Source organism: Cupriavidus sp. 05N38, from assembly GCF_056397345.1.
Window position 1 is genome coordinate 12418 of the sequence record NZ_JBFTNF010000048.1, and the last position, 24158, is coordinate 36575.

Sequence of the window (24158 nt, forward strand, 5' to 3'; positions counted from 1 at the left end):
TGGGCGATTGGGCAAGCAGGCGATATCGCCCAGACCACCCTGAACTGGGAAACGCTCCCGCGTTCACGGGCGTTTGGCGCGAGCCCGGCCGCCAACATCGTCGCCGGGCATTGCCGCAATCATGTCTGCATAGACGTTTCCGCCGGCCGAAATATGGCGAATCATGGCCTGCGCGGCGCCGTCTTCGTCGCCACGCAGCACGGCATCGAGGACGGCCCGATGCTCTTCAAGCGACGCGCGGACCCGGCTGGGCTGCTCGAAGCGGAAATCACGCATACCGCGCATACGCGCACGCATGGTGCGGATCTGGCGACTCAGGATGTCATTTCGGCTGCCGTCGTACAAGATACCGTGGAAGGTGTCGTTGGCAATGCGGTACTGTTCAGCATCGCCACTCTGGGCGGCGGCTTCGCCGTCCTCGAATGCTTCGCGCAAAGCCTGGCGCTCCTCCAGCGACATTCGCCGGGCGGCAAGTTGGGTCGCCAGGGCCTCTAGCTGCACAAGTATTTCACTGAACGCGACATACTCGCGCAAGGTAATGGACGACACGACGGCCCCCTGCCGGGGCACAAGTGTCACGAGGCCGGCCGCGGCAAGGTGGATCAGGGCCTCGCGCGCCGGCGTGCGCGATACGTCGAACCGCTCCACGAGTTGCTGCTCGTCGATCTGTGCGCCACCAGGCAGCTTTCCCGACAGGATTTCCTCCTCCAGGGCGAAGCGGATGGCTTCTGACCGGCTCATTTTTTCTTCCGACATTGCAGCTTGCGTATATGGAGATGCGCAATTCTACCGCCCTGGACGGCCCCACAGGAGAACTGCGCATACGCAAATGGCCACTCTGCCCTCCTTCAGTCGAGCTTGGCGCCGGACTGCTCCACCAACTGCTTGGTCTTTGCGCCTTCGGCAATCGCCCACTGCCTGAACTCCTGCGGCGATGCCGAGGCTAGCGCCTCATTGCCTTGCGCTGCAAGCTTGCTGACAACCTCCGGGTCGCCCAAGGCTTTCTGGCTGGCCACAAACAGTTTCTGCACAACGGCAGGAGGAAGGCCTGCCGGCCCGAACAGCCCGAACCAGAATGTCAGGTCGTAGCCCTTGAGGCCGCCTTCCGCAACCGACGGCAGCTTCGGCAGCAACGGCGATCGCTTCTCCGAGGTCACCGCGAGCGCCTGGAGCTTGCCGGCCTCTACCATCGGCAGCACGGATGGCGGTGTGCCGAATATCAATTGCGCGTCGCCTGAGATCACCGCGGTGACGGCGGGCGCGCCGCCCTTGAACGGCACGTGTTCCATCCGCGTGCCGCTGAGCTTGTTGAAATAGACGCCGGCCATATGCGGCGCGCCGCCACTGCCCGACGATGCATAGAAGAACTTGCCGGGATTCTGCCTGGCCTTGGCCACGAGATCCTGCACTGTTTTCACACCCAGATCCTTGTTCACGGTCAGCACCATGGGCGCGATGGTCCACCGCGAAATGGCGGTGAAGTCCTTCTGGCCGTCGTAGCGGATGTTCCTGTAGAGGACGCGGTCAGAGCCGAAGATGTTCGCGCTGCCCATGAACAGCGTATAGCCGTCCGGCTCGGCACGCGCACCGGCCTCGGCCGCGATGGTGGTGCCGGCACCCGGCTTGTTGTCGATGACAATGGTCTGGCCCAACTCGCGCGACATGCGCTCGGCCACCACGCGGGCCACGGCATCGGCGCCGCCCCCCGGTGGAAAGCCCACGATCAGCCGGATAGGCTTGCTGGGGTAGGTGCCTTGCGCCCAGGCAAGCGACACCGGCGCGGCCAGTAGTACGGCTACGGCCGCGAAGCGTTTCGCGATACTCATCTTTGTCTCCGGATTTCTTATCATGGTAGTGGCGCAGGCAATGGCGGAGCCTGGGCTCGCCTATTGCCCGGTGAAGCGGGGCTTGCGTTTCTCCTTCCACGCCAACGCGCCCTCGCGGATGTCCGCCGATTGCACGGCACGCTGCATATCGGCAGCCAGGACCTGTACGTCCAGTACGGCGCGGGCAATATGGTTGAGGTGCTTCTTCATGCCGATCACCGCGAGCGGCGCCATATCGGCGATGGTGGCGCTCAGGCCATCCACGCGGTCTTCGAGTTGCTGCGCGTCGACCAGCGAGGTTAGGAATCCGCAGCGCGCCAGTTCCTCGGCATCGAGCGTCTCGGCCGTCAGGAACAACCGCTTGGCCGTGTCCAGGCCAAGGCGCGTGACATAGCGCTCCATGCCACGCTGATAAAAATGCAGGCCGAGGCGTGCCGCCGGCATGAACATCTCGGTCTGCCTGACCCCGATGCGGAAGTCGCAAGCCAGCGCGAGATCGGTGGCGCCGCCATAGACACCACCGTTGATCGCGGCGATGGTAACCGGCCGACAATCTTCCAGCGCGTTGACCAGTTCCTCGAAGCCAGAGCCGCTCTGGGCGCGCCGGGCATCCTGGCCACCCTGCCCGCCAGCCAGGCTGCCGATATCGAAGCCGCTGCAGAAGTACTTTCCCCTCCCACGAATGCGCAACACCAGAGCGTCGCCGGCGTTGACTGTCTCGATGTGGCGATGCAACTCTGCCAAGTCCTCGGGTCCCAGTCGATTGGCGACCTCTGGCCTCTGGAAGGTAATGGTGGCGATGCGCCCTGCCTGGGCAAGGGTCGGAAGGCCGGACGATTCGGTCATGGTCATGTCCTGAAAGATGGTTGCATTGCGGTTGTCGCGTTGCGCCGCGATGCCCGCTGGTGTCAGTCGAACTTGGCGCCGGCTTACTGTGCAAGGGCCTCAGCCCACTGCGTGTCTCGCGCTGAGCGGCCTGGGGCCTGATTCAAGGCCTACACTAACTGCGGCCCGAAGCCGGCTCATCTCGTGAAGACAGGCTTTATTGAGTAGCGGCGGATTCGAGCTGACGCGCGCGCAACGCGGCGTCGAACCGATCGAAGCGCGCGGCCGCGAACGCCGGGCGCTGCCGCACTTCGCGCCACCAGGTATGGACGCGGGGATGTGTGGCAGCGGCCAGTGCCTCGGGCGCAATTTCGTCGATGCGGGCGATAAAGGGTACGGCTGCGATATCGGCCAGCGAGTAGCGCTCGCCCACCAGCCACGGCGACCCTGCCAGCATCTCTTCCATCTTGTCGACCAGCATCAGCAGTTTGTGCAGGGCTGCCGCCTTCTCCTCGTCGGTATAGGGATTGCGGGCAATGCGGATCCACGCTTCCCGGCGCTCCGCGGTTGGGATCCGTGCGAGCCGCTCCTGGAGTTGCGCGTCGGTCCACTGGCCCGCACCGGGTTGCAGCGCGATGCTCCAGTTCAGGATCAGCAGGTTCGGCAAGGATTTTTCATCGGTCCAGCGCACGAAGTTACGCATCACGGCCAGATCGAACGGGTCGCTCGGCCGCAGGGGCGGCTCCGGATGAATGTCATCCAGGTACTCACAGATGGTCGAGCTCTCGTACAGAGACTTTCCTGGCGCGAGCAGCAGAGCGGGCACAACGCCGTTGGGATTCATTGCCAGGTATTCTGGTGAATGCTGCTCCTGCTTGCTCATATCGATGGGCACGCTTTCGTAGTCCACCCCTTTTTCCGCAAGACAGAGCCGCACCCGACGCGATGCGCTCGACAGCCAGCCGTGGAACAGTTTCATGGTCATTTCCATCATTTCCCTATCAAGGAATCAGCACTGCCGATCCCGTCGTGGCGCGGCTCTCGAGCTCTTCGTGCGCGCGCCGCACCTCGGTCAGCGCGTAGCGCCGGTTCACTTCAAGTTGCACGGCTGCGCCGCGCACCACGTCAAATAGAGCGTCGGCCCCGCGTCTCAAGTCGGCCGGCTCGCTGATGAACGTCCGCAGTGTTGGCCTGCACACCATCAACGATCTGGCATGCAGCCGCTGCAGATCAAAACGCTCCACATCGCCGGAGGCAGTGCCGTAGTTGATCGCCATGCCTAGCGGCTTCAGGCAGTCGAGCGAGGGCAGGAAGACATCCTTGCCCACCGCGTCATACACCACGGCCACGCCTGCACCCTTGGTGAATTCCAGGGTGCGGGCCACGAAATCCTCGGTGCGGTAGTTGATGACATGGTGGCAGCCGTATGCCTGCGCAATCGTCGCCTTGGCGTCAGACCCCACCGTGCCGATCACCGTGGCACCCAGTGCCCGCGCCCATTGCGAGAGGATCTGGCCCATGCCGCCGGCAGCAGCGTGGACCAGAACGGCATCGCCAGGCTTGACGACGTACAGCCGGCGCAACAGATACTCGGCGGTCAATCCGCGCARCAGGCTTGCACCGGCCACGTCTTGCGGGAATCCGTCGGGCAATGGAATCACCCGCGAAGCCGCCACGTTTCGGACTGCCTGGTAGGCCCCCGGCTGAAAGCAGGCAACCGGCTGGCCAAGCCGCAATCCCTCGACTCCGGACCCCAGCGCATTGATCACGCCCGCCCCCTGCGAGCCCAGCGTGATCGGGAACGGCGCGGCGCTGTGGGGCCCGTGCTCGCCGCGCCGCTGATAGATGTCGGCGAAGTTCAGCCCGATGGCGGACTGGCGGATCCGCACTTCTCCCGGGCCCGGTTCGCCGACGTCGACCGTCGAGATTTCGAGTACCTCCGGGCCACCGTGGCTGTGGATGCGGATAGCGGTTGTTTCCATGTGAATTCCCCAACGGAAGTGCTTTGCATGGTTAGGAGACGACGACGCTGGCGTCGAAGCCTGCGGCCGAGACCGTGCAGCCGCGCACATTTGCTCGCAGTGGCTTCCTCCCGGCGATGCCTTTCGGGGCTCCGTCGAGACGGTAAGGCTGGACTTGCGACATCTGTGTATGCATAACGTCGCTTATTTTAGCGTCATAATCGATGCGAAACCACAGTATAAATACTTACAAGTGTGTTGTGTATTTTTAACTGCTACCAACGTACACTTAAGCCATGCATTCGCGATCATGAATCGGCTTGCAGGAGACAAACGTGCCGTTGCTCATAAAGCACTTCCATGCGTTCGACAGGCGCGGGAGCCCGTTGGCAACATCTCGCGCCTTGCCGCCCGACTTTCGTAGTGCTCCGCCAGCACGGCCGTGCCAGCAAGCCAAATGCGCTCACCACGCTGCGCCAGCATTTCGCCTCCTGCCCACGCTTGCCTGACATCGGGCGCTGTTTCGTTCGTCCGTTGCCCGCGGCTGCGGGATTGCAGCCGCGGGCAACCCTACAACCATGCCTTTGGAGAGTGCTCCTTTCATGCCTGACCAACCCAAGCCCAGCCTTCCACTTTCCAGCTTCAAGGTCCTGGACCTGACCATTGCGCGCGCCGGCCCCACGGCGGTCCGGCTGCTTGCGGACTGGGGAGCGGACGTGACGCGAGTCGAGCCACCGCCATTGAAGGACCGTGGCTCGGTCACGGGCCGCCGGCGCGAGTCGGACGAGCAGAACCTCCACAGGAACAAGCGCAGCCTCTGTATCGACCTGAAGACGTCGCAGGGCGCGGAGGTGCTCAAGCGCCTGATCGCGCAGAGCGACGTCGTGGTGGAGAACTTCCGCTCCGTCGTCAAAGAGCGGCTGGGGCTGACCTATGAACAACTCAGGCAGATCAATCCCAAGATCATCCTGGCCAGCATTTCCGGCTTCGGCCAGGAAGGGCCGTACAGCGAGCGTCCCGGCGTGGACCAGATCGTCCAGGGCATGTCCGGGCTCAGCTCGGTCACCGGCGAGCCCGGCCGCGGTCCGGTCCGGGTCGGCATCGCCATCTCCGACACCACCGCGGGCATGTTCCTGGGTCAAGGGATTCTGCTGGCGCTGCTCCATCGCGAGCGCACCGGCGAGGGCCAATGGGTGCATACCTCGCTGCTGGAGGGAATGCTCAACAAGCTGGACTTCCAGGGCGCGCGCTACACGGTCAAGGGAGATGTGCCGGTCCAGGAAGGCAACGCGCATCCCACCCAGGTTCCCATGGGCACCTTCGAGGCCAGCGATGGGCTGGTCAATATCTGTGCAAGCACGCCGCCGATGTGGGCCGGCTTCTGCGGGGCATTGCGGGCCGAGGCCTTGCAGGCGCACCCTGACTATCAGGACATGCAGGCGCGCGTAGCGCATCGCCGCCAACTGGACGCGGACATCAATGCGGTGACCCGGCAATTCACCGTGGCCGACCTGGTCGCGCGCCTGAATCCAGCCGGCGTGCCCTGCGGCCCGGTCTACGACATCGGCCAGGCCTTTGAAGATCCGCAGGTCAAGCACTTGCGCATGACGCGTCCCGCGACGCATCCGGTCCTGGGGACGGTCGATCTGATCCGTTCACCGATCAACCTTTCCTCCTTCCCGCATCCCGACCAGTTCCATCACGCGGCCCCTGACCCCGGAGAACAGACCGAAGCACTGATGACGGAACTGGGCTACGCCCCTGACGAGATAGAGCGACTGAAATCCGCGGGAGCGATCGCGTGACCGCCGCCACCGCACGCGAACTGCCGCTCGCCACGGCAAAGATCATCGCGCAGGCTGACCAAGGCATCGGCTGGCTCACATTCAACAACCCCGCGCGACGCAACGCGATGTCACTCGAAATGTGGCAGGGACTGGGCGAGGCGATCAAAGCCTTCCAGGCCGACCCGGAAGTGCGCGTGGTCGTGCTGCGCGGCGCCGGCGGCCGGTCTTTCGTGGCGGGCGCCGACATCTCGGAGTTCGAAGAACATCGTTCCAATGCCGAGCAAAAGAAGGCCTACGCGGACATCGCGTCTGGTGCGCACACCGGTCTGGCACGCTTGAGCAAACCGCTGGTAGCGATGATCGAGGGCTTTTGTATCGGCGGCGGCCTGGCCCTCGCGCTGAGTGCCGACGTCCGCTTCGCCACGCCGGGCTCGAAGTTCGGCATTCCAGCCGCCAGGCTGGGGCTGGGCTATGACTACGCGGGCATCGCCGCGCTGGCACGCCTGGTTGGCCCGTCGACGGCAAAGGACATGCTGTTCAGCGCACGCTTTCTCGAGGCCGATGAGGCCCTGCGCATCGGCCTGGTCAACTTTGTCGTCGATGAAGCGCAGATTGCGCAGCAAGTGCATGCATATGTGGGCCGCATCGCTGGCAACGCGCCGCTGACCGTGCATGCAGCCAAGTCCGCCGTACGAGCGTTCGAACGGTACTCGGCCGCGCAAGACGCCGAGGAGATCTCTGCGCTGGTCGATCGCTGCTTTGACAGCGATGACTACCGGGAAGGCCGCCGTGCGTTCCTTGAAAAGCGGGCTCCGGTGTTTACCGGGCGTTGACGTCACCACGCAGGGATTGCGCGCCGGCGATGCCGATCCGCCAGCGAGCGCGTCCCAATCCATAAGGAAGGAGACGATCCATGACTCAAGCCCACATCGCGGCGGCCCTCCTCATCACGATTTCCGCCCTCCCGGCCCAGGCCGAGACCTACCCGAACAAGCCTATCCGCATCCTAGTCGGCTATTCGCCATCAGGAGCGGCCGATTTCGTCGCCCGCATCGTCGGGGACGCGATGGCAAAGGAGCTTGGCCAGCCCATTCTGATCGACAACAAACCCGGCGCCGGCAGCACACTGTCGTCGTCGATCCTGTCACGGGCGGCGCCCGACGGCTACACGCTGGGGCTGGCAACCGGTACGCTGTATGGCATTGACCAGGCGCTCTACAAGGCCAGGTACACACCGGCGGACTTCACGGCCATCACCAGGCTCACGGTGTCGCCGCTGATTCTCGCGGTCAACAAGGACATGGGCATTGCCAACCTGAACGACCTGATCGCCTACGCCAGGAAGAAGGGGCCTGGCGAACTGAACTATTCGTCCTCGGGCGTTGGCGGCCTGCCGCACATTGCCGCACTGTCGTTCGAAAAAGCCGTGGGCGTGAAGATGACGCACGTACCCTACAAGGGCGGCGGCCCGGCACTGCAGGCGGTGGCTGCAGGAAACGTGCAGTTGTCCTTTGGCACCGCCGCCTCCGTGTTACCGCTTGGCCGCGGTGGCGCGCTGCGCATGCTGGGCGTCACCACTCCCCGGCAATCGGCTATTGCGCCGGACCTGGCACCCCTGGCAAATGCAGGATTGCCAGGCTTCGATTTCACCTTCTGGTTTGGACTGTTCGGCCCTGCCGGTTTACCGCCGAAGGTATCGGACCGGCTCTTCGCAGCAGCCAGCAAGGTGCTGGCCGACCCACAGCTTCAGGCCAAGCTGCTCGGCACTGGCAGCGAGGTCGCGCCCTCGAAATCGCAGGCCGAGTTCCGCACGTGGGCGGAAGACAACACTCGCGTGATTCTCGAACGGCTCAACCAGGCCGGAGTGAAACCCGAATAGCTCGCAGGATGCGCAGCGCACCGAGCCGGGCGGCCAGCTCTGCCCTATGCACGCACCGACCTCTAAGAACCTTCATCAGAGCAACTCGCACCCAATGACCCAAGCTCCCATCGATCTCTTCTCCTGGCCCACGCCCAACGGGCAAAAGATCCACATCATGCTGGAGGAAGCCGAGCTTCCCTATCTGGCCCACCCGGTCAATATCGGCGCTGGCGATCAGTTTCAGCCCGATTTTCTCGCCATCAGCCCGAACAACAAGATCCCTGCGATCGTCGATCCGGACGGTCCGGACGGCAAGCCCATCTCGATATTCGAATCCGGTGCAATCCTGCTTTACCTCGCGACCAAGAGCGGCCGGTTCCTGCCGACTGACGACCACAAGCTTTACGATGTCCTGCAGTGGCTGATGTTCCAGATCGGTGGCGTTGGCCCGATGCTCGGGCAAGCGCACCATTTCAGGCTGTATGCGCGTGAGAAGCTGCCGTATGCAATCGACCGCTATACCAATGAAGCGAGACGCATCTACGGCGTCATCAACAAGCAGTTGGCCAAGCGCAGCTACATTGCCGGTGACGCATACTCCATCGCGGACATCGCGATCTTTCCCTGGCTGCGTAGCTGGGAAAAGCAAGGCATCACGCTCACCGACTATCCTCACCTCAAGGCATGGTTTGACAAGATCGCCGAGCGTCCCGCCGTCCGGCGGGGCCTGAAGGTCATGGCGGAACTGCGCAAGCCGGAAGGAGACGACAAGGCCCGCGAAATTCTGTTCGGCAAGACGCAATATCAAACGAGATAGCTTGGCAGACGAGCGAGAAGGATGGCCTGTATTGCCACGAGTGGGCCGATCGCTCCGTAACCGCGAGCAATCATCCCGTTTTCAGCAGTCCGAACAAGCGCGTGGCTCTTAAGAGCTACATTCTTCGGCGAGGCTGCATTTGCCGGGTGCCCACAACCTGTCGACATTGACCTGACGATCATCGAACGGCAGGCCTACGAAAGCAGGTGGCCGCTACTCCAACTGAATTCCCGCCTCCTTGACCACTTTCCCCCATTTCGCAAGGTCCGATCTGATCAGTGCCGCGTAATCCTGCGGCGTACCGCCTTGCACCTCGATGCCAGCGGCTTCCAGTTTGGCTCGTACTTCCGGAAGCTTCAGCGCGGCGTTGATCTCGGCGTTGAGCTTGGCGACGATTTCCTTCGGCGTGCCTGCGGGCGCCAGGAAGCCACCGTTCGTGTTGGCATCATAGCCCTTCAGCCCTTGCTCCTCGGCAGTGGGCACGTTGGGCAATGCCTTGGAACGCTTGCGCGTAGAGACGGCAATGGCTCGTACATTGCCAGACTTTACCTGCTCCTGGATGGCGCTGATCGTGTCGATATAGAGCACGGTGCGACCCGCGATCAGGTCAGGATGCGCCGCGGAGGAGCCCTTGTACGGCACCAGCAGCACCGGCACGCCGCTGACCATGCGGAACATTTCGGCGGCCATCTCCTGTGCGCTGCCACGTCCGGACGTCGCCACCTTGGCCTCGGCGGGATTGGCCTTCATCCAGCTCAGCAGTTCGGGCACCGTCTTGACCGGCAGCTTGGGATAGGCCGCGAACACCAGCGGGATCTCGTGCGTATAGACGATCGGCTCGAAGCTCTTTTCGGGGTCCCAGCCCAGATTCTTGAACAGGAACTTGTTGATGTTGTGGCTGCCGCCGACGATGCCGATGGTATAGCCATCGGGCTTGGCGTTGGCAAGAATCGCGGTGCCCAGGTTGTTGGACGCGCCGGGGCGGTTCTCGACGACGAACGGCTGGCCGAGCTTGACCGACAGCTTTTCGCCGACGACGCGGGCGATCAGGTCAATGCCACCGCCGGCCGGCGCCGGCACGATGATGGTGACCGCGCGGGCCGGATAGTTGCTCTGGGCCGAGGCCGCGCCGGACATCATCATCATGACGGCGCAGCCGGTCATGGTGCCGATCAAGGTCGCGAGGTGGCGTGTGGGGATTCGCATGAAGAGTCTCCGTCTGGATGCTGGTTAACTGATGTCAACTCTGTTGGCGTCCCACGGATGCGAAGCCGTGGGAGCGCGGTAATCGGTGTCAGCGGTATCGGCGGTGTCAGCCGCGGCCGACGAACGGCATTGCGCTAGCCATGACGGTCATGTTCAGGACGTTGGCGTCAAGCGGCAGCGATGCCATGTGCCGCACGGCATTGGCAACGTGGCTGACGTCCATCATCGGTTCCGGCGCGATGGTGCCGTTGGCCTGCCGCACGCCGCGTGTCATGCGTTCGGACAGCTCGGTCAGCGCATTGCCGATGTCCACCTGGCCCGCGGCGATGTTGTAGGCGCGGCCATCGAGCGCCAGTGCCTTGGTCAGGCCCGTGACAGCGTGCTTGCTTGCGGTATAGGGCGCGGTGAAGGGGCGCGGCGTGTGGGCGGAGATCGAGCCGTTGTTGATGATGCGTCCGCCTTGCGGCGACTGCCGGCGCATCAGCGCAAACGCGGCACGCGCGCACAGGAATACGCCGGTGACGTTGGTGTTGATGACGTTGAACCACGCGTCCAGCGACAACTCATCCATCGGAACCGCTGGCGCGTTCACGCCTGCGTTGTTGAACAGCATGTCCAACCGGCCAAATTCGCGTTCGATCGTGTCGAACAGTGCCTGCACGCTGGCAGGATCGGTCACGTCGGTGGGCACGGCCGCCGCGGTTTGCCCGCGTGCGGCGGCGGCGGCCACCAGCGTCTGCAGCGGTTCGGCGCGCCGGCCGGCCAGCACGACGGTCCAACCGTCATCGAGCAGGGCCAGTGCGGTGACACGGCCCACGCCGCTGCCGGCTCCTGTCACCAGCGCGATTTTTCTGGATGCATTCAAGATGGTCTCCAATGGGAGGTTGTGATGTCGACAGGTAGTACAGGGGTAATGCTGCGCTTACCCGGTGACGGTTAGCGTGAATTCACCGATGCCGTCCACGCCGGCGTGGACCACGTCGCCACGTTGCAATGGCCCCACGCCCGCTGGCGTACCGGTGAAGATCAGGTCGCCGGGCATCAGCGCCACGGAGCGGGACAGCATCGACACCAGTTCCGCCACCGGCCAGAGCAGCCCGGACAGGTCGGCACGCTGCCGCTCGGCCCCGTTGACCGAAAGGTGGATCGCGCCTTCGCCCGGATGTCCGCAGCGCGACGCCTCTACGATCGGACTACACGGCGCCGAATGGTCGAACGCTTTCGATGGCTCCCATGGGCCACCCGCCCGCTTGGCCTGCTGTTGCAGGTCGCGACGCGTCATGTCCAGGCCRACTGCGTAGCCCCAGACATGGTCCGATGCATCGCGCGGATCGATATCGCGCCCCCCGCGCCCGATCGCGACGACCAGTTCGACCTCATGGCAGAACTCGTCGGTGCCGGGCGGATAGGGCAACGCGTCGCGAGCCAGTTCGACTGCGGTGGCCGGCTTCATGAACCAGGCTGGCATGTCGGGCGGTGCCGGTTCGTCGGGCGTCCAGCGGTAGTTGCGACCGATGCAGAACACCCGGGCGATCGGGAAATGCGTGGTGCTGTCCGCGACGGGTAGCGCGCACGGCACTGGCGGCGGCAGAACGAAATCGATCATGAGGTTCGTGCTCCGAAGCTGCTGGCTCAGGTGGTCAGGCTCATCGTGGGGCGCTTGCCACCCAGGGCTTGCGCCACGCTGTCCAGCACCATGCGAGCCATGGCACCGCGCGTTTCCCACGTGGCGCTGGCCCGGTGCGCCTGCAGCGTGGTGCGGTCAGACTGGCGCAGCGTCAATGGCACGCGCGGCTCCTCGACGAAGACGTCCAGCCCCGCGCCAGCAATACTGCCCGCTTCGATGGCCTGCGCGAGATCGGTCTCGTTGACCAGGCGGCCGCGCGCCACGTTGACGAGGAAGCCACGCGGGCCGAGGGCATTGAGTACGGCCGCATTGACGATGCCTTCGGCCTTGTCGGCTGCCGCGCAAAGCACCAGCGCATCACTGTCGCGCGCCAGGTCGATCAGGTCGGCCACGAATGTATGCGGCACGTCGTCCATGGCGCGCAAATCCGTATAGCGGATCGGACAGCCAAAAGCCGCCGCCCGCGTGGCCACGGCGCGACCTACACGGCCCATGCCGACGATGCCAACGCGCATGCCACTGAAGCGGCGCGCCAGCGGAATGGCGGACGGCGAGGGGTGAAGTTCCCACTGGCCGTCCCGGACAAAGCGGTCGCCTGCGCAGATGTTGCGGCATGCCGCGATCAACAGACCGATGGCCAGGTCGGCCACGTCCTCGGTCAGCGCGCCCAGCGTCGCGGTGACGGGCAGGCCACGCTCGCGGCAATAGCCCAGGTCCACTGCGTCGGTGCCCACCCCATTGACGGCCACCACTTTCAACGAAGGCAATTGTTCCAGCATCGCGCGGGAAATCCCGGTGTGACCGCCGGTGATCACCGCCTGGATGGACGCGCCATGTTGCCGCAACCATGCGGCCTGGTCCTGGATTTCGAAGTATTTGTGGACCTGATAGAGCGCGGCAAGCTCTTCGTTCGCGGCGGGAATCAGGATGGGATTCAGTTGCAGTATCTGCGGCTTCATGAGCAGTGGATGTCAGGCATGGAAGGTGGACACATCGTAGGCAATAGTTGATTACCAACGCAATCTTGATATATAAAATCAATATAAATTAGCCAAGCGAGTGACGAATGGGAGCCTGGATATCGATGGAGGAGGCGTGTACGTGCCTGGGAGTACGGCCGCAGACGGTGTATGCCTACGTTAGCCGTGGCAAGATCGAAGTCGTGTCCGACCCCATTGACACGCGCCGCAGCCTGTACCGCGCCGAGGACGTGGCGACGCTCGCCAAGCGCAAGAAAGCGGGGCGCAAATACGAGACGCTGGCCACCAACACGCTGTTCGGTGCAGAGCCAAGTATTCCGACCGCAATTTCCACGTTCGTGCGGGAACGGCTGTACTACCGGGGGCAGGACGCCGTGGCGCTGGCCGGATCAGCCACGCTGGAAGAGACTGCGCATCTTCTCTGGGATGCAGAGCAACTGGTAGATTTCTCGTCGTCTGCCCGAGTGACCCGTCCTGGGCGCGTGGCGGCCTTCAAGACCCTGGCGGAACTTGCCGCGACGGGACATTCCACACATGGGCGCATGACGCGCGTCCTGCATGGCGAAGGCCAGAGCTTGGTGGGGCAACTCGCAAATTCATTCGGCGCGCAGCCGGGACAGCAGCCGTTGCACATCCGCTTTGCACAAGGCTGGAAGCAGCCGGCGCCGGTGGCGGAACTGTTGCGCACCGCCATGGTCCTGCTGGTCGACCATGAGCTGACGAGTTCCGCATTTGCCTCGCGGATCGCGGCGTCCACTGGCGCATCGCTGCCGGCGTGCCTGTTGTCGGGCCTGACCACGCTGTCCGGCCCATTGCACGGCGATGCCTCGGGACGAGTGAAGGCGCTGTTCAGTGAACTGGAGCGTCAGGGCGAGGACGAAGTCATTGCCCACCACCTCTCCACCGGTCTGCCGCTTGCCGGATTCGGGCATCACCTTTATCCCGAAGGCGATCCCCGCGCGACTGCGCTGCTGAATCTGTTCGACCCACCGCCCGTGATCGCGCGCTTCATCGAGAAGGCGACTCGACTGACAGGTCTGCAGCCCAACATCGACGTGGCGCTGGCGGCCTTGGTGACGCACTACGGACTGCCGGAAGATGCGGCATTTGGCCTGTTTGCAACCGCCCGCAGCGTGGGGCTGCTTGCACATAGCCTGGAGCAATTGAGCGTCGGGCAGGTCATTCGTCCGCGCGGCCGCTACGTTGGACCCGCGCCTGAGCGGCACTAAGGATCTAAGGAGCCGGACGGCGCGAAGGAGAGCGTGCAAAAATCGGGGAGCGCCGATTTCGACACCTTCTACTCCGATGTGACTATCCGACTTCTGCACCCATCCCGCGGCAACTATTGAACCGAGATGTTGTGGTCTTTGATAACTTTTGACCAGACGGTGGTTTCCCGCTTGAGCAGGGTACGCAATGCATTCGCATCGCCGCTCTGCGGTTCCGCTCCCATGCCGGCTAGCTTGTCCTTTACTTCCGCGGTTTCCACGGCAGATCGCACTGCGCTCTTCAGGGCGGTAACGACCTCGGGCGGTGTCTTGGCTGTCACGAAAACGCCAAACCAGCCCATTGCCTGGAAATCGGGAACGCCGGAGGCCGCTACGGTCGGCAGATCCGGGAGCAGCGTCGTCCGCGACGGGCTGGTGACAGCAATCCCGCGCAGTTGTCCGCTCTTGATGTAGGGGGTCAGGATAGCCACGTTGTCAATACCTGCCTGCAGCCGCCCGGCGAGCAGGTCGGGCATCAGTGCGCTGGTCCCCTTGTAGGGCACATACTGCATGTCGACTCCCGCCTGGCTCTTGATCAGTTCCCAGCCGAGATGCTGCGCGGTACCCGGCGTCGACCCGGCGTACGAGATCTTGCCGGGATTGGCTTTCGCATACGCCAGCAGTTCCGGCAGACTCTTCACTGGTAGTGATGGATGCACGACCATCACATACGGAGACGTTGCGATGATGCCAAGCGGCTCGAGGTCTTTTTCCGGATCCAGCTTCGTTGTCGCGAAGAGCGCCCGGTACGTTGCCAGTTGCGATGATGCCATCAACACGGTGTACCCATCCGCGGGCGCCTTTGCCACGCTTTCGGCGGCAATCAGGCCACTAGCGCCGGTACGGTTTTCCACCACGACGCTTTGACCCAGCGACTGACTCATCTTGGCCGCAATCAAACGGGCGATCACATCCGTCGTCCCGCCTGCTGGCGTGCCGACCAGCATGCGGACCGGCGCGGCCGGATACTTGGGCTGCGCCGACACGGCCGCCGTGGCCATCGCCATCAGCATGCCTGCCATGCATTGCAATACCGCTCTGGTCGTTCGCATCGTGTCTCCTTCGGGTTGTGCGACAAGGATTCCAACTGAATACCCCGGTGCCAATGCTATTTTCCGCTTCGACACCGGGCTTTCCCATTCCACCTCAGCCGCTTCGAGCGGCGGCTTGAGAGAAATATTGATAGCGTCAACGTAGCCCCAGCTAAACGTGTCCACGACTTCGTGGACACTCGGGAGTTGGCGCGGGTCGCGGCGGGGATGCCGGAGTGACGGAAATACCTCGCTCTACGTGACCCGGGGTCGCGCCCGGACAACGCCATACGAATCGATCGCGTTGTCCAGGCTGGCAGTCATCAATCTGCCGTGATCATGCCCACCTCGATGACCTTCTTCCAGCGCGCATACTCCGACGCCTGGAACGCCGTGAACTGCTCCGGCGTATTGGCGACGATCTCGAAACCCAGGTCGAGCAGCTTGGGCTTGACCGCCGGGTCGTTGAGCGCCGCGACCACGGCGGCATGCAGCTTGGCCTTGATCTCCGGCGGCAAGCCCTTGGGCGCTGCGACGGCCTGCCACGAGTAGACCGTCACGCCCTTCACGCCAGATTCTTCCATGGTCGCCACGTCCGGCAGGATCGGCGAGCGCTTGCTGCTGGTGATGGCAAGCGCGCGCAGCTTGCCGGCCCTGATATGCGGGATCGCGGTGTTGATGTTCATGAAGGTGGCATCGACCTGTCCGCCAAGCAGGTCGTTCAGCGCCGGCGCGCCGCCCTTGTACGGCACGTGGAGGCCGGTGGTGCCGGTCTGCTGCCAGAACAGCTCCGCGGTGAGGTGGTCGCTGGTGCCATTGCCGGCCGAGGCGAACGTCATCTTGTTGGGATTGGCTTTTTCGAAAGCGATGACATCCTTCAGGCTCTTGTGCGGCGAATTGACGGGTACCGCCAGCACGTTAGGCGCCTGCACCGCTACGCTGATGTAGTCGAAGTCCTTGAGCGGATCGTAACCGGCGTTCTTGCTCAGGTGCGGCCCGATCACGAACGGTCCCAGCGACGACACGAACACCGTGTAGCCATCGGCCGGCGCGCGCTTGGCCATGGCGGCGCCGATCATGCCGGCTGCGCCCGGCCTGTTGTCGATCACGAAGCTGCCGCCAAACTGCGCCTGAAGCTTGGCACTGAGGATGCGGGCGACATTGTCGGTCGATCCGCCCGCGGGAAAGGGAACGAGCAGCGTCACGGGCTTTTCCGGCCACGCGGCATGCGCGGTCACCATGGCTGCACCCAGCAGCAGAGATGCGATCAGCTTTTTCATCGGTTGTCTCCTTTTTGTTCTCACGACCTGGTGTGCAGGTCTTGCTTACGACTGATTGCCAAATTCGGTGTGTTCGCGCGTCCAGGCCCGGGCCTGCTCGCTCATCGTGACCCCAAGCCCGGGCGCTGTCGGCACAGTGATGCGGCCATCGCGGATATCCAGGCGCTCGTTGAACAGCGGCTCCAGCCAGTCGAAATGCTCGACCCACGGCTCGCGCGGGTACGCGGCGGCCAGGTGTACATGCAGTTCCATCGCAAAATGCGGTGCGATCATCAGTCCCGCATGCTCCGCCAGCGCTGCCACCTTGAGGAACGGCGTGATGCCCCCTACGCGCGGTGCATCGGGCATCAGATAGTCGGCGGCACGGTGGCGGATCAGGTCCCAGTGCTCGGCGGCACTGGTCAGCATTTCACCGGTCGCGATCGGGGTGTCAAACTGCGCCGCTAGCGCCGCATGGCCTTCATGGTCGTAAGCGTCGAGCGGCTCTTCGATCCATACCAGGTTGAACGACTCGAACGTGCGGCACATCCGCTGCGCCGTCGGGCGGTCCCATTGCTGGTTGGCATCGACCATGACCGGCACGGCGTCCCCCAGGTGTTCCCGCACAGCAGCCACGCGCTTGATGTCGAGTGCGCCATCCGGCTGGCCCACCTTCAGCTTGATGCCGCCGATGCCGCGCGCGGCCGAGGCCGCAGCATTGACGAGCAACTGGTCCAGCGGCGTGTGCAGGAAGCCGCCCGAGGTGTTGTAGCAGCGTACGGAATCGCGGTGCGCGCCAAGCAGCTTGGCCAGTGACAGCCCGGCCCGCTTGGCCTTCAGGTCCCACAGCGCCACGTCGAAGGCGCCAATTGCCTGCGTCGACAATCCGCTGCGGCCGACCGACGCGCCAGCCCAGCACAGCTTGTCCCACAGCCGGGCGATATCGCTCGGGTCTTCGCCGATCAGCGCCGGCGCGATTTCGCTGGCGTGCGCAAACTGGCCGGGACCGCCCGCGCGCTTGGCATAGCTGAAGCCCAGGCCCTCATGGCCGTTGGCGGTCCGGATTTCGGCGAACAGAATGGCCACCTCGGTCATCGGCTTCTGCCGGCCCGTCAGTACCTTGGCGTCACTGATGGGGGTCGCCAGCGGCAGATAGCAGGAAGAGAGCCGGATTCCGGTGATGGTGTCGGGTCGGTTGGAAAGGGTCATGTGTGCGTCGGGTATGGGATGGGTTCGATGTCCGGCCGGTTGGCCTTCTTGCCGCACATGACAACGTTATCATTCTTGGGCGAGAACGACTGGGTATAATGCGGCGCTCTGTCCCTATAGAGGAATATGGCGCCCTACTCCAATCAATTTTCTGACCCGCATGGAACCGTTGCGGAGCGGAATGGGCGTATGATAACGTTGTCATTCCCCGGGATCAACCGGTGACTTCGTGACTTGGCATAGCGATTTTCCCTAGGTCTGAATTGGCATGAGCGACTCCAACACCCCAAAATCCGTGACGCTGCATGACGTGGCGCGTGAGGCCGGGGTCTCCCTGATCACCGCGTCGCGGGCCCTCAGCAATCCGGGCGTCGTGTCCGAGAAGACCATTGCGCGCGTGCAGCAGGCGGTCGAAGCCACCGGCTACATCCCCAACCTGCTGGCGGGCAGCCTGAAGTCGCGCCGCAGCCTGACGGTGGCCGCACTGGTGCCGAACATCGCGGTGGCGCAGTTCCTGCCGACCATCAAGGCGCTGACCGACGCGCTGGACGCGGCCGGCTACCAGCTGATCCTGGGCCAGACTGGCTATGACCATGCCCGTGAAGAGGCGCTGCTCGGCACCATGATCAGCCGCCGCCCGGACGGCATAATCGTCACAGGCTTGATCCACTCGCAGGTGTCGCGCGACCGGTTGCGGCGCGCCGGCATCCCTGTCGTTGAAACCTGGGACCTGACCGACCGCCCCGTCGACATGGCCGTCGGGTTCTCCCATCTCAAGGTCGGCAGCGCGATCGCCGGCTTTTTCCTCGGCAAGGGATGGCACAGACTGGGTATCGCGACCGGCGACGACCAGCGCGCGGCCGTGCGCCGCGAAGGTTTCCTGTCGACGGTCGGGCATGACGTGCCGACCGCCGTGGTGCCGGCGCCAAGCAGCTTGGCGCTGGGCCGGCAGGCATTGTCCGAACTGCTGGGCAGAGATCCCGGCATTGAAGCGATTTATTGCAGCTCCGACCAGCTAGCGCAAGGCGTCATTACGGAGGCCTTGGCACGCGGCCTGCGCATTCCGCAGGACCTCGCGGTGTGCGGATTTGGCGATGCCGACTTCGCGGCGCACATGGTGCCGTCGCTGACCACCGTGCAGGTCGACGGGGCCCACATTGGCAAGCTGGCTGCCCGCATGTTGCTGGACGAGTGCCGGGGGGAAGCGGTTGCCGAGCGGGTCGTCGATGTCGGATTCCGGATCGTTGAACGGGGCTCTACATTGGGCCGTGATTGACTGGAGACCTTGGGGGCGGCAACAAATCTTCGCCAAGGATTCCTACGACAGCCCTTCCAGCAGTTCTCTTGCCTGGCGCGAATCCGCGGTATCTGCCCCCTCGGCGAAAGTCGCCTGGATGTCGATCAATAGTTGATTCGCCGCATCGCCCTTGCCCTGGCGCTTCCACAGCCGGGCAAGGCTCAGTACGCATTGCAACTCGATTGACTTGGCTCCCTGGCGACGCGCGAGCGCGATTGCCTTCTGGAAATGCGCCTCTGCCTCTTCGGCCATGACAGACGACCTCGTATTCTCGACAGGCGACTGCAATATCAACTCTCCCTGGCGGCGAATCAGCGTTGCTTCATCGAAGCGCTCATCCGTGTTGCTCACCAGCGTCCGCGACTCAGCCAATACGCGAAGCGCCACTTCGGGTTGCCCTGCCCTCCCATATGCGTCGGCGAGCAATCCCAGCATGGAGGGCCGTCCCAGTGCCGCGCCGGTGGCTTCGTGCGCATCAAGTCCATGGTGTATCAGTGCGATGCCTTCCTCGTGGCTGCCTTGCCAGGCGAGCGCCCAGCCGCGCAGGATCGTTGCCCTGGCCAGATAGAATGGAAACCCCTGCTCGCTCGAAAGCTCGAGCGCGGCATTCGCGTACTCCAACACCTGTTCCGGTTCGCCAAGGCGCTGATACAGTTCAGCCGCGAAGATCAGGCTGAGGGCAAGGCCGAATGGGTCGGAGGTTTTTCGGGCGATTGCCAGAGCCTCTTCGCTGCGGGCCCGGGCCTGGCCGGGCAGGCCTAAGTACCAGAGGATCCAGCTCAGGGTGCAACGCAGATGCACGGCGGGGTTGCGCGCATCGCGCAGCAAATGCCCGTATGACTGGTGGTCTGGACGGAGCAGTGCCATGGCCTGCTCCGTATGAGTACGCGCCTGACTGATCTCGCCAAGGCGGAAGGCGGTCGCCCCGAGCACGCGGTGCGCTTCTGCAAGCTGCTCCGGGTCTCGCGTGTGCTGCGCGAGGCTGAGTAGCCGCTCGGCCAGTGTGTGCGCCGTCTTGAGTTGAGAGCGCAAAAGATAGAAGGACCACAGACCAAGCTGTGCAGAAAAGTATTCCGGCGTTTCCCCGCCTTGCTCGCTCAGGGCGAGGGCCCGTGTGTAGGTCGCCTCCACCTCTGGCGCCCCGGCGCCTCGCGCTACTGTCCATGCCGGGCCAAGGGCCAGCAGCAGAGACAGTTCCTGGCGCTGGCGCTCCGGGTTGTCGGCCAGGCTTTTTAGCAGATCGAGGGCTGTACCGAGATGGCGGATTGCTTCGAGTTGTGCGGAACGCTGGAGTGCCTGCTTTCCGGCCAGCTGCAGATAGTCGACCGCCTTCGGAACATTGCCGCTTTGGCTGTAGTGGTGCGCCAGATCGCTCCAGTACTCCTTCAGCCGGTCGGGAAACAGCGCCTCGATGGCTTGGGCCGTGCGCTCATGCAGGAGGCTGCGCTGTTCCGAGAGCAGGGAGTTGCTCGCCACCTCCTGAGTCAGCGCATGCTTGAATACGTACTCGACCTCGGGAAAGGCGGGACGTTCATAAATGAATTCCCCCGTCTGCAGGTCAGCCAACAGCGGGTGGAGCAATGCTTCCGGCTGCCCGGTGACATGCCGCACCAGGCTGGAAGAGAACTCCGCGCCAATGACCGCCAGCGTCTGCAGCAGTTCCTTCTGTGGCAGCGGCAGCCGGTCGATACGCGCCGCCAGCACCCCTTGCACGGTCGTCGGAATATGGAGTGCCAACGGCGCCTTCTCGATCCTGTAGTTTCCAGCCGGGCCGAGCAGCGCGTTCTCCTCGGCCAGGGTATGGACAACTTCCTCCATGAAGAACGGGTTGCCCTCGGTCTTTGACAGGATCAGTTGCTTCAATGGCGCAAGGGACGGGTCCGCGCCCAGCAGCGCAGTGAGCAAGCCCTGCGCCTCCGCCCGGTCCAGCGGTTCCAGATGAAACTGGGTGTAGCAGGTGTGTTGACCCCAGTCATGCCGGTACTCGGGACGGTAGTTGACCAGCAGAAGTACCTTGGCACGCGGTACCTCGGCGATGAGCACATTTAGAAAGGCTTCCGTCTCACTATCGAGCCATTGCAGATCTTCGAACAGGACCATGAGCGGCTGGTTCTGACTCTCGCGCACCAGCAAACGCGCGATCGCCTCGAAGGTGCGCTGGCGCCGGATGGCCGGATCCATCGTCGGCAATGCCGAACCCGGTTCAACGATACTCAGCAGGTAGAGCAAGTAAGGCAGCTGATCCTCCAGTGCGCGATCAAGAATCAGGAGTTTGCCGGTGGCCTTCTCGCGATATCGGCGTTCGTCATCCTGCGCCGTGATCTGGAAATAGTTGCGCAGCAGGTCGATCAGTGGCAAGTAGGGAAACGCCCTGCCATGCGACACCGAGAAGGTCTCGAGCACCATGCAGCCTTGCTGCGCGCGTGCCTTGAACTCATGGAACAGGCGCGACTTGCCCACGCCCGCCTCGCCCACCACCCCGACGATTTGCCCTTGCGCCGCCCGGGCCCGTTCGAGCGCCTCGCCCAGGCGCTTCAGTTCGGCCTCGCGACCGACAAACCGGGCCAGGCCACGTTGCGCCCCCACCTGCAGGCGCGTGCGCAAGGCGCCCAGGCCCAGCACCTCATACACCGCCAGCGGCTCGCGCAGGCCCTTGATCTGTGTGCGCCCCAAGGCCTTGAACTCGAAATACCCCTCGGCCAGTTTGTGGGTCGATTCACTAACGAGGATCGATGACGGGGTCGCGACGCCTTCCATCCGGGCGGCGATATGCATCGTGTGGCCGACCGGATCGTAGTCCGTGTGCAAGTCATCCTTGCGGATCGAGCGCACCACCACTTCGCCGGTATGGACGCCAACCCGGATCTGTAGCGGGACACCCTGTTCCAGCCGCACCTTGTCGCTATGGCAGCGCATGGCCTGCTGCATGCGGAGTGCCGCAAACAGTGCGCGCAGCGCATGGTCCTCGTGGGCGATTGGCGCGCCAAACAGGGCCAGGATCCCATCACCGAGGCATTTGGCCACGTACCCCTCATAGTGATGCACAGCTTCCATCATCAGCGCCACGACCGGATCGATCAGGCTGCGGGCTTCCTCGGGGTCCAGGTCCTGGATCAATGCCGTCGAGCCGGCCATGTCCGCGAACAGGGCGGTGATCGTCTTGCGCTCGCCACCGGCGTGCCCGCCTTTTGCCTCCATGGCGGCCTGCTCCGCGCGAATCCGTTCGGCCAGATGGGGCGGTGTGTAGTGAATCGGTGCCGGCAAAGGTGACACCGGTGGCGACACGCGCGGGGAGGCTGCCGCCGTGTCCGCCAGCAGCGCGCCGCACGCGCCGCAAAATTTCGCGGCGGGGCTGGATGCGTGGCCGCATTGCGGGCAGATCTGCGCAAGCTTTTGCCCACACTCCTCGCAGAACCTGGCTCCCGAGGGGTTCTCGAATTGGCAATTCGTGCAGCGCATCTCGCCTCCCGACTGCCTGTGCCCGCCACGCAGCCATTACATGCGCATTCGCGGCGGTTGGCAAGGCGGCGCTGCGGCAGTCGGTGACTGCCCCGTACCAAGTCTGCGGTGGCCACCCGCGCTTTCCGATCAGGCTGGGTTGGGTCCGATCTGCAAGCCCGGAGTGGCGTTGGCGGACAGGAGTGCGCGAAGGAGCGCTTTATCAAGGCATCATTGCGTGCATGGCGACATGCATCGCCTTGCTAGAGGACGCCCGTCGAGCCGCTGCGCGAAGCGTCAACGTGCTGATGACTGCCACCTACCACCTACTCCTGCCGGTGTCCCAAGCGCACTCAGAACTGATGGCGAACGCCCAGGGCGACACCCACCATTGAGGTCTGGCCATTTCCCAGCGCATAGCTGTTGCCCACGGAGAGGCTGGTGGCGAAAGTCGTCGCCAGTGATTCCATCATCAGACCGGCGTGCTTCGCGTATGCCGTGCTCAGATAAACATCGGTGCGCTTGGAGAACGAGTAGGTCGAAATCAAGGCGATCTGCCACGGGTTGGCCACGTTCGTGTTGCCGAACAGGCTCTTGAGATCATCGTAGCTGTACTCGAGCGTCAGGCCAACCGCCGGCGTCACTCGATAGGTGCCGCCGATCCAGTAGTAGTCATCACGCTGGATCAGGACGTCGGTCGCATTCTTGGTCTGACCCCAGCGATAGCCGCCCATCACCTTCGCCGGCCCATAGTTGTAGCTTGCGGCGACCGCAGCCTTCTTAGCGGTACCGCTGCCAGTGCCGATGGTCGGATTCCACTGATCGTAGCCAGCAGTCAAGCCGAACGGGCCCGCTCCATAGACCAGCGCGGCGCCATACGCGGTGTCACGCCGGAACTGGCCCGGGACTTCACCGTTGCCGCCAATTGGCACCGCCGCACCCACCGCGGCCGGCAGTGCCACCCCGGCACCGAACGACCAGTGAGCGAGGGCAGTTATAGGACCGAGCTTGCCGGTGTACTTGACGGTGTTGTCCTCGCGGTAGTTGGCGCCCTGCTGCAACACAGTGGGCTCATACTGGGTCGAGTAGGCTCCTGGCACGAAGTTGGCGAGTGCGTCAAACACCGAGGTGTACTGGCGGCCAAGGGTGATCTGACCGAAGCGCACATCTTGCACGCCAATAAATGCCTGCCGCCCGAACAGTCGGCCGCCTTGTTGCAGGGTGCCGGTATCGAGACCGAAGCCGCTCTCCAGCACGAAAAGCGCGCGAAGTCCCTGGCCAAGGTCCTCCGTACCGCGCAGGCCCCAGCGCGAACCTGATAAACCACCGGAATCCATGCGGACAACGTTGGCCCCCGAACCGGAATTGAAGCCGTTGCTTGCCGTGGGCAATGCGGCAACGTGATTGGCGTACTCGACGTTGACGTCCGCGACGCCATAGAGCGTGACGGACAACTGCGCGAATGCAGCCGGCGGACAAGCCAGCAGTGCTGCAAGAGCGATGTTCCTGAGGGTCATTGGTGTCTCTCTCCTTTTCTCTTCTTGTTACTACTGATGGAACCAGATTCTTTCTCTGATTGGAATCACTGAACCAGCGTGCAATGTGTCGATGACTAGCCAAGCTAGCGCGTACCACCCGCATACCCGAGCGGACAAGTGCGATGCTCTTTCTCGACCGTACCCACTTGTTCCGCTAGCGTGGCTTGCCAGCACCAGGGATTGAACGACCGGACGCACCAGCCAACGCGAGTGCGCGAGGAAAGAGGA

General features: G+C 63.7%; 20 protein-coding genes. 6 read left to right on the forward strand and 14 right to left on the reverse strand.

Translation table 11 applies throughout. The annotated features are described in order from the left end of the window. Positions 1-63: 63 nt before the first annotated feature. The 5 genes from AC1DK4_RS28345 to AC1DK4_RS28365 all read right to left on the reverse strand — a co-directional run bounded on the left by AC1DK4_RS28345 (position 64) and on the right by AC1DK4_RS28365 (position 4633). The gene (locus AC1DK4_RS28345; RefSeq protein WP_441620659.1) at positions 64-756 is read right to left on the reverse strand and encodes a GntR family transcriptional regulator; all 693 of its coding nucleotides are present in this window, start codon (positions 754-756) and stop codon (positions 64-66) included. A 92-nt stretch (positions 757-848) separates the two neighbouring features. After that, the gene (locus tag AC1DK4_RS28350) at positions 849-1826 is read right to left on the reverse strand and encodes a Bug family tripartite tricarboxylate transporter substrate binding protein (protein ID WP_441620661.1); all 978 of its coding nucleotides are present in this window, start codon (positions 1824-1826) and stop codon (positions 849-851) included. Positions 1827-1886: 60 nt separating this feature from the next. Then, on the reverse strand, positions 1887-2672 hold the full coding sequence (locus tag AC1DK4_RS28355) for an enoyl-CoA hydratase/isomerase family protein (protein WP_441620663.1): 786 nt from the start codon (positions 2670-2672) through the stop codon (positions 1887-1889). A 196-nt stretch (positions 2673-2868) separates the two neighbouring features. Then, positions 2869-3630 carry a glutathione S-transferase family protein gene (locus AC1DK4_RS28360; RefSeq protein WP_441620665.1) on the reverse strand — a complete coding sequence of 254 codons (762 nt, stop codon included), beginning with the start codon at positions 3628-3630 and terminating at the stop codon, positions 2869-2871. Positions 3631-3652: 22 nt separating this feature from the next. Continuing rightward, complete coding sequence (locus AC1DK4_RS28365; protein ID WP_441620667.1) at positions 3653-4633, reverse strand: quinone oxidoreductase family protein; 981 nt, start codon at positions 4631-4633, stop codon at positions 3653-3655. A 581-nt stretch (positions 4634-5214) separates the two neighbouring features. On the opposite strand from AC1DK4_RS28365, the gene AC1DK4_RS28370 reads away from it, so the two are divergent. The 4 genes from AC1DK4_RS28370 to AC1DK4_RS28385 all read left to right on the forward strand — a co-directional run bounded on the left by AC1DK4_RS28370 (position 5215) and on the right by AC1DK4_RS28385 (position 9077). After that, the gene (locus tag AC1DK4_RS28370; protein WP_441620669.1) at positions 5215-6417 is read left to right on the forward strand and encodes a CaiB/BaiF CoA transferase family protein; all 1203 of its coding nucleotides are present in this window, start codon (positions 5215-5217) and stop codon (positions 6415-6417) included. Further along, positions 6414-7232, forward strand: coding sequence for an enoyl-CoA hydratase (locus AC1DK4_RS28375; RefSeq protein WP_441620670.1), 819 nt, complete (start codon positions 6414-6416; stop codon positions 7230-7232). Before AC1DK4_RS28370 ends, AC1DK4_RS28375 begins: the two co-directional genes overlap by 4 nt. An 80-nt stretch (positions 7233-7312) precedes the next feature. Further along, positions 7313-8278 carry a Bug family tripartite tricarboxylate transporter substrate binding protein gene (locus AC1DK4_RS28380; RefSeq protein WP_441620672.1) on the forward strand — a complete coding sequence of 322 codons (966 nt, stop codon included), beginning with the start codon at positions 7313-7315 and terminating at the stop codon, positions 8276-8278. A 94-nt stretch (positions 8279-8372) separates the two neighbouring features. Next, positions 8373-9077: a glutathione binding-like protein gene (locus AC1DK4_RS28385; RefSeq protein WP_441620674.1), complete on the forward strand. Its 705-nt coding sequence runs from the start codon at positions 8373-8375 to the stop codon at positions 9075-9077. Positions 9078-9290: 213 nt separating this feature from the next. Here the strand turns inward: AC1DK4_RS28385 and AC1DK4_RS28390 are convergent, their stop codons facing one another. The 4 genes from AC1DK4_RS28390 to AC1DK4_RS28405 form a co-directional block, all read right to left on the reverse strand. Next, positions 9291-10241: a Bug family tripartite tricarboxylate transporter substrate binding protein gene (locus tag AC1DK4_RS28390; RefSeq protein WP_441649921.1), complete on the reverse strand. Its 951-nt coding sequence runs from the start codon at positions 10239-10241 to the stop codon at positions 9291-9293. Between the two features lie 148 nt (positions 10242-10389). Continuing rightward, a complete protein-coding gene (locus AC1DK4_RS28395) occupies positions 10390-11148 on the reverse strand; it encodes an SDR family oxidoreductase (protein WP_441620676.1) in 759 nt (252 codons plus the stop codon). A 57-nt stretch (positions 11149-11205) separates the two neighbouring features. Next, positions 11206-11889 (reverse strand): fumarylacetoacetate hydrolase family protein, encoded by a 684-nt coding sequence (locus AC1DK4_RS28400; RefSeq protein ID WP_441620678.1) that lies wholly within the window; start codon positions 11887-11889, stop codon positions 11206-11208. 26 nt (positions 11890-11915) lie between these two features. Further along, positions 11916-12869 (reverse strand): 2-hydroxyacid dehydrogenase, encoded by a 954-nt coding sequence (locus tag AC1DK4_RS28405; protein WP_441620680.1) that lies wholly within the window; start codon positions 12867-12869, stop codon positions 11916-11918. A 107-nt stretch (positions 12870-12976) separates the two neighbouring features. On the opposite strand from AC1DK4_RS28405, the gene AC1DK4_RS28410 reads away from it, so the two are divergent. Continuing rightward, positions 12977-14119, forward strand: coding sequence for a citrate synthase family protein (locus tag AC1DK4_RS28410; RefSeq protein WP_441620682.1), 1143 nt, complete (start codon positions 12977-12979; stop codon positions 14117-14119). A 113-nt stretch (positions 14120-14232) separates the two neighbouring features. Here the strand turns inward: AC1DK4_RS28410 and AC1DK4_RS28415 are convergent, their stop codons facing one another. The 3 genes from AC1DK4_RS28415 to AC1DK4_RS28425 form a co-directional block, all read right to left on the reverse strand. Then, positions 14233-15375 carry a Bug family tripartite tricarboxylate transporter substrate binding protein gene (locus tag AC1DK4_RS28415; RefSeq protein ID WP_441620684.1) on the reverse strand — a complete coding sequence of 381 codons (1143 nt, stop codon included), beginning with the start codon at positions 15373-15375 and terminating at the stop codon, positions 14233-14235. A gap of 137 nt (positions 15376-15512) precedes the next feature. Next, positions 15513-16469: a Bug family tripartite tricarboxylate transporter substrate binding protein gene (locus AC1DK4_RS28420; protein WP_441620686.1), complete on the reverse strand. Its 957-nt coding sequence runs from the start codon at positions 16467-16469 to the stop codon at positions 15513-15515. 45 nt (positions 16470-16514) lie between these two features. After that, positions 16515-17657, reverse strand: coding sequence for an L-talarate/galactarate dehydratase (locus AC1DK4_RS28425; protein ID WP_441620688.1), 1143 nt, complete (start codon positions 17655-17657; stop codon positions 16515-16517). A gap of 268 nt (positions 17658-17925) precedes the next feature. Between AC1DK4_RS28425 and AC1DK4_RS28430 the strand changes: the two genes are divergently transcribed. Further along, entirely contained in the window at positions 17926-18933 is a 1008-nt protein-coding gene (locus AC1DK4_RS28430; protein ID WP_441620690.1) for a LacI family DNA-binding transcriptional regulator, read from the forward strand. A gap of 42 nt (positions 18934-18975) precedes the next feature. Here the strand turns inward: AC1DK4_RS28430 and AC1DK4_RS28435 are convergent, their stop codons facing one another. Further along, on the reverse strand, positions 18976-22413 hold the full coding sequence (locus tag AC1DK4_RS28435) for an adenylate/guanylate cyclase domain-containing protein (RefSeq protein WP_441620692.1): 3438 nt from the start codon (positions 22411-22413) through the stop codon (positions 18976-18978). 332 nt (positions 22414-22745) lie between these two features. Beyond that, positions 22746-23909: a porin gene (locus AC1DK4_RS28440; RefSeq protein WP_441620694.1), complete on the reverse strand. Its 1164-nt coding sequence runs from the start codon at positions 23907-23909 to the stop codon at positions 22746-22748. Positions 23910-24158 lie beyond the last annotated feature (249 nt).

Excerpts from the sequence above, each read along its gene's own strand:
- AC1DK4_RS28440 (WP_441620694.1), bottom strand. The coding sequence starts at position 23,909 with ATGACCCTCAGGAACATCGCTCTTGCAGCACTGCTGGCTTGTCCGCCG.
- AC1DK4_RS28405 (WP_441620680.1), bottom strand. The coding sequence starts at position 12,869 with ATGAAGCCGCAGATACTGCAACTGAATCCCATCCTGATTCCCGCCGCG.
- AC1DK4_RS28410 (WP_441620682.1), top strand. The coding sequence starts at position 12,977 with ATGGGAGCCTGGATATCGATGGAGGAGGCGTGTACGTGCCTGGGAGTA.
- AC1DK4_RS28355 (WP_441620663.1), bottom strand. The coding sequence starts at position 2,672 with ATGACCGAATCGTCCGGCCTTCCGACCCTTGCCCAGGCAGGGCGCATC.
- AC1DK4_RS28435 (WP_441620692.1), bottom strand. The coding sequence starts at position 22,413 with ATGCGCTGCACGAATTGCCAATTCGAGAACCCCTCGGGAGCCAGGTTC.
- AC1DK4_RS28380 (WP_441620672.1), top strand. The coding sequence starts at position 7,313 with ATGACTCAAGCCCACATCGCGGCGGCCCTCCTCATCACGATTTCCGCC.
- AC1DK4_RS28390 (WP_441649921.1), bottom strand. The coding sequence starts at position 10,241 with ATGACCGGCTGCGCCGTCATGATGATGATGTCCGGCGCGGCCTCGGCC.
- AC1DK4_RS28350 (WP_441620661.1), bottom strand. The coding sequence starts at position 1,826 with ATGAGTATCGCGAAACGCTTCGCGGCCGTAGCCGTACTACTGGCCGCG.
- AC1DK4_RS28425 (WP_441620688.1), bottom strand. The coding sequence starts at position 17,657 with ATGACCCTTTCCAACCGACCCGACACCATCACCGGAATCCGGCTCTCT.
- AC1DK4_RS28360 (WP_441620665.1), bottom strand. The coding sequence starts at position 3,630 with ATGAAACTGTTCCACGGCTGGCTGTCGAGCGCATCGCGTCGGGTGCGG.
- AC1DK4_RS28420 (WP_441620686.1), bottom strand. The coding sequence starts at position 16,469 with ATGAAAAAGCTGATCGCATCTCTGCTGCTGGGTGCAGCCATGGTGACC.
- AC1DK4_RS28385 (WP_441620674.1), top strand. The coding sequence starts at position 8,373 with ATGACCCAAGCTCCCATCGATCTCTTCTCCTGGCCCACGCCCAACGGG.
- AC1DK4_RS28430 (WP_441620690.1), top strand. The coding sequence starts at position 17,926 with ATGAGCGACTCCAACACCCCAAAATCCGTGACGCTGCATGACGTGGCG.
- AC1DK4_RS28345 (WP_441620659.1), bottom strand. The coding sequence starts at position 756 with ATGTCGGAAGAAAAAATGAGCCGGTCAGAAGCCATCCGCTTCGCCCTG.
- AC1DK4_RS28370 (WP_441620669.1), top strand. The coding sequence starts at position 5,215 with ATGCCTGACCAACCCAAGCCCAGCCTTCCACTTTCCAGCTTCAAGGTC.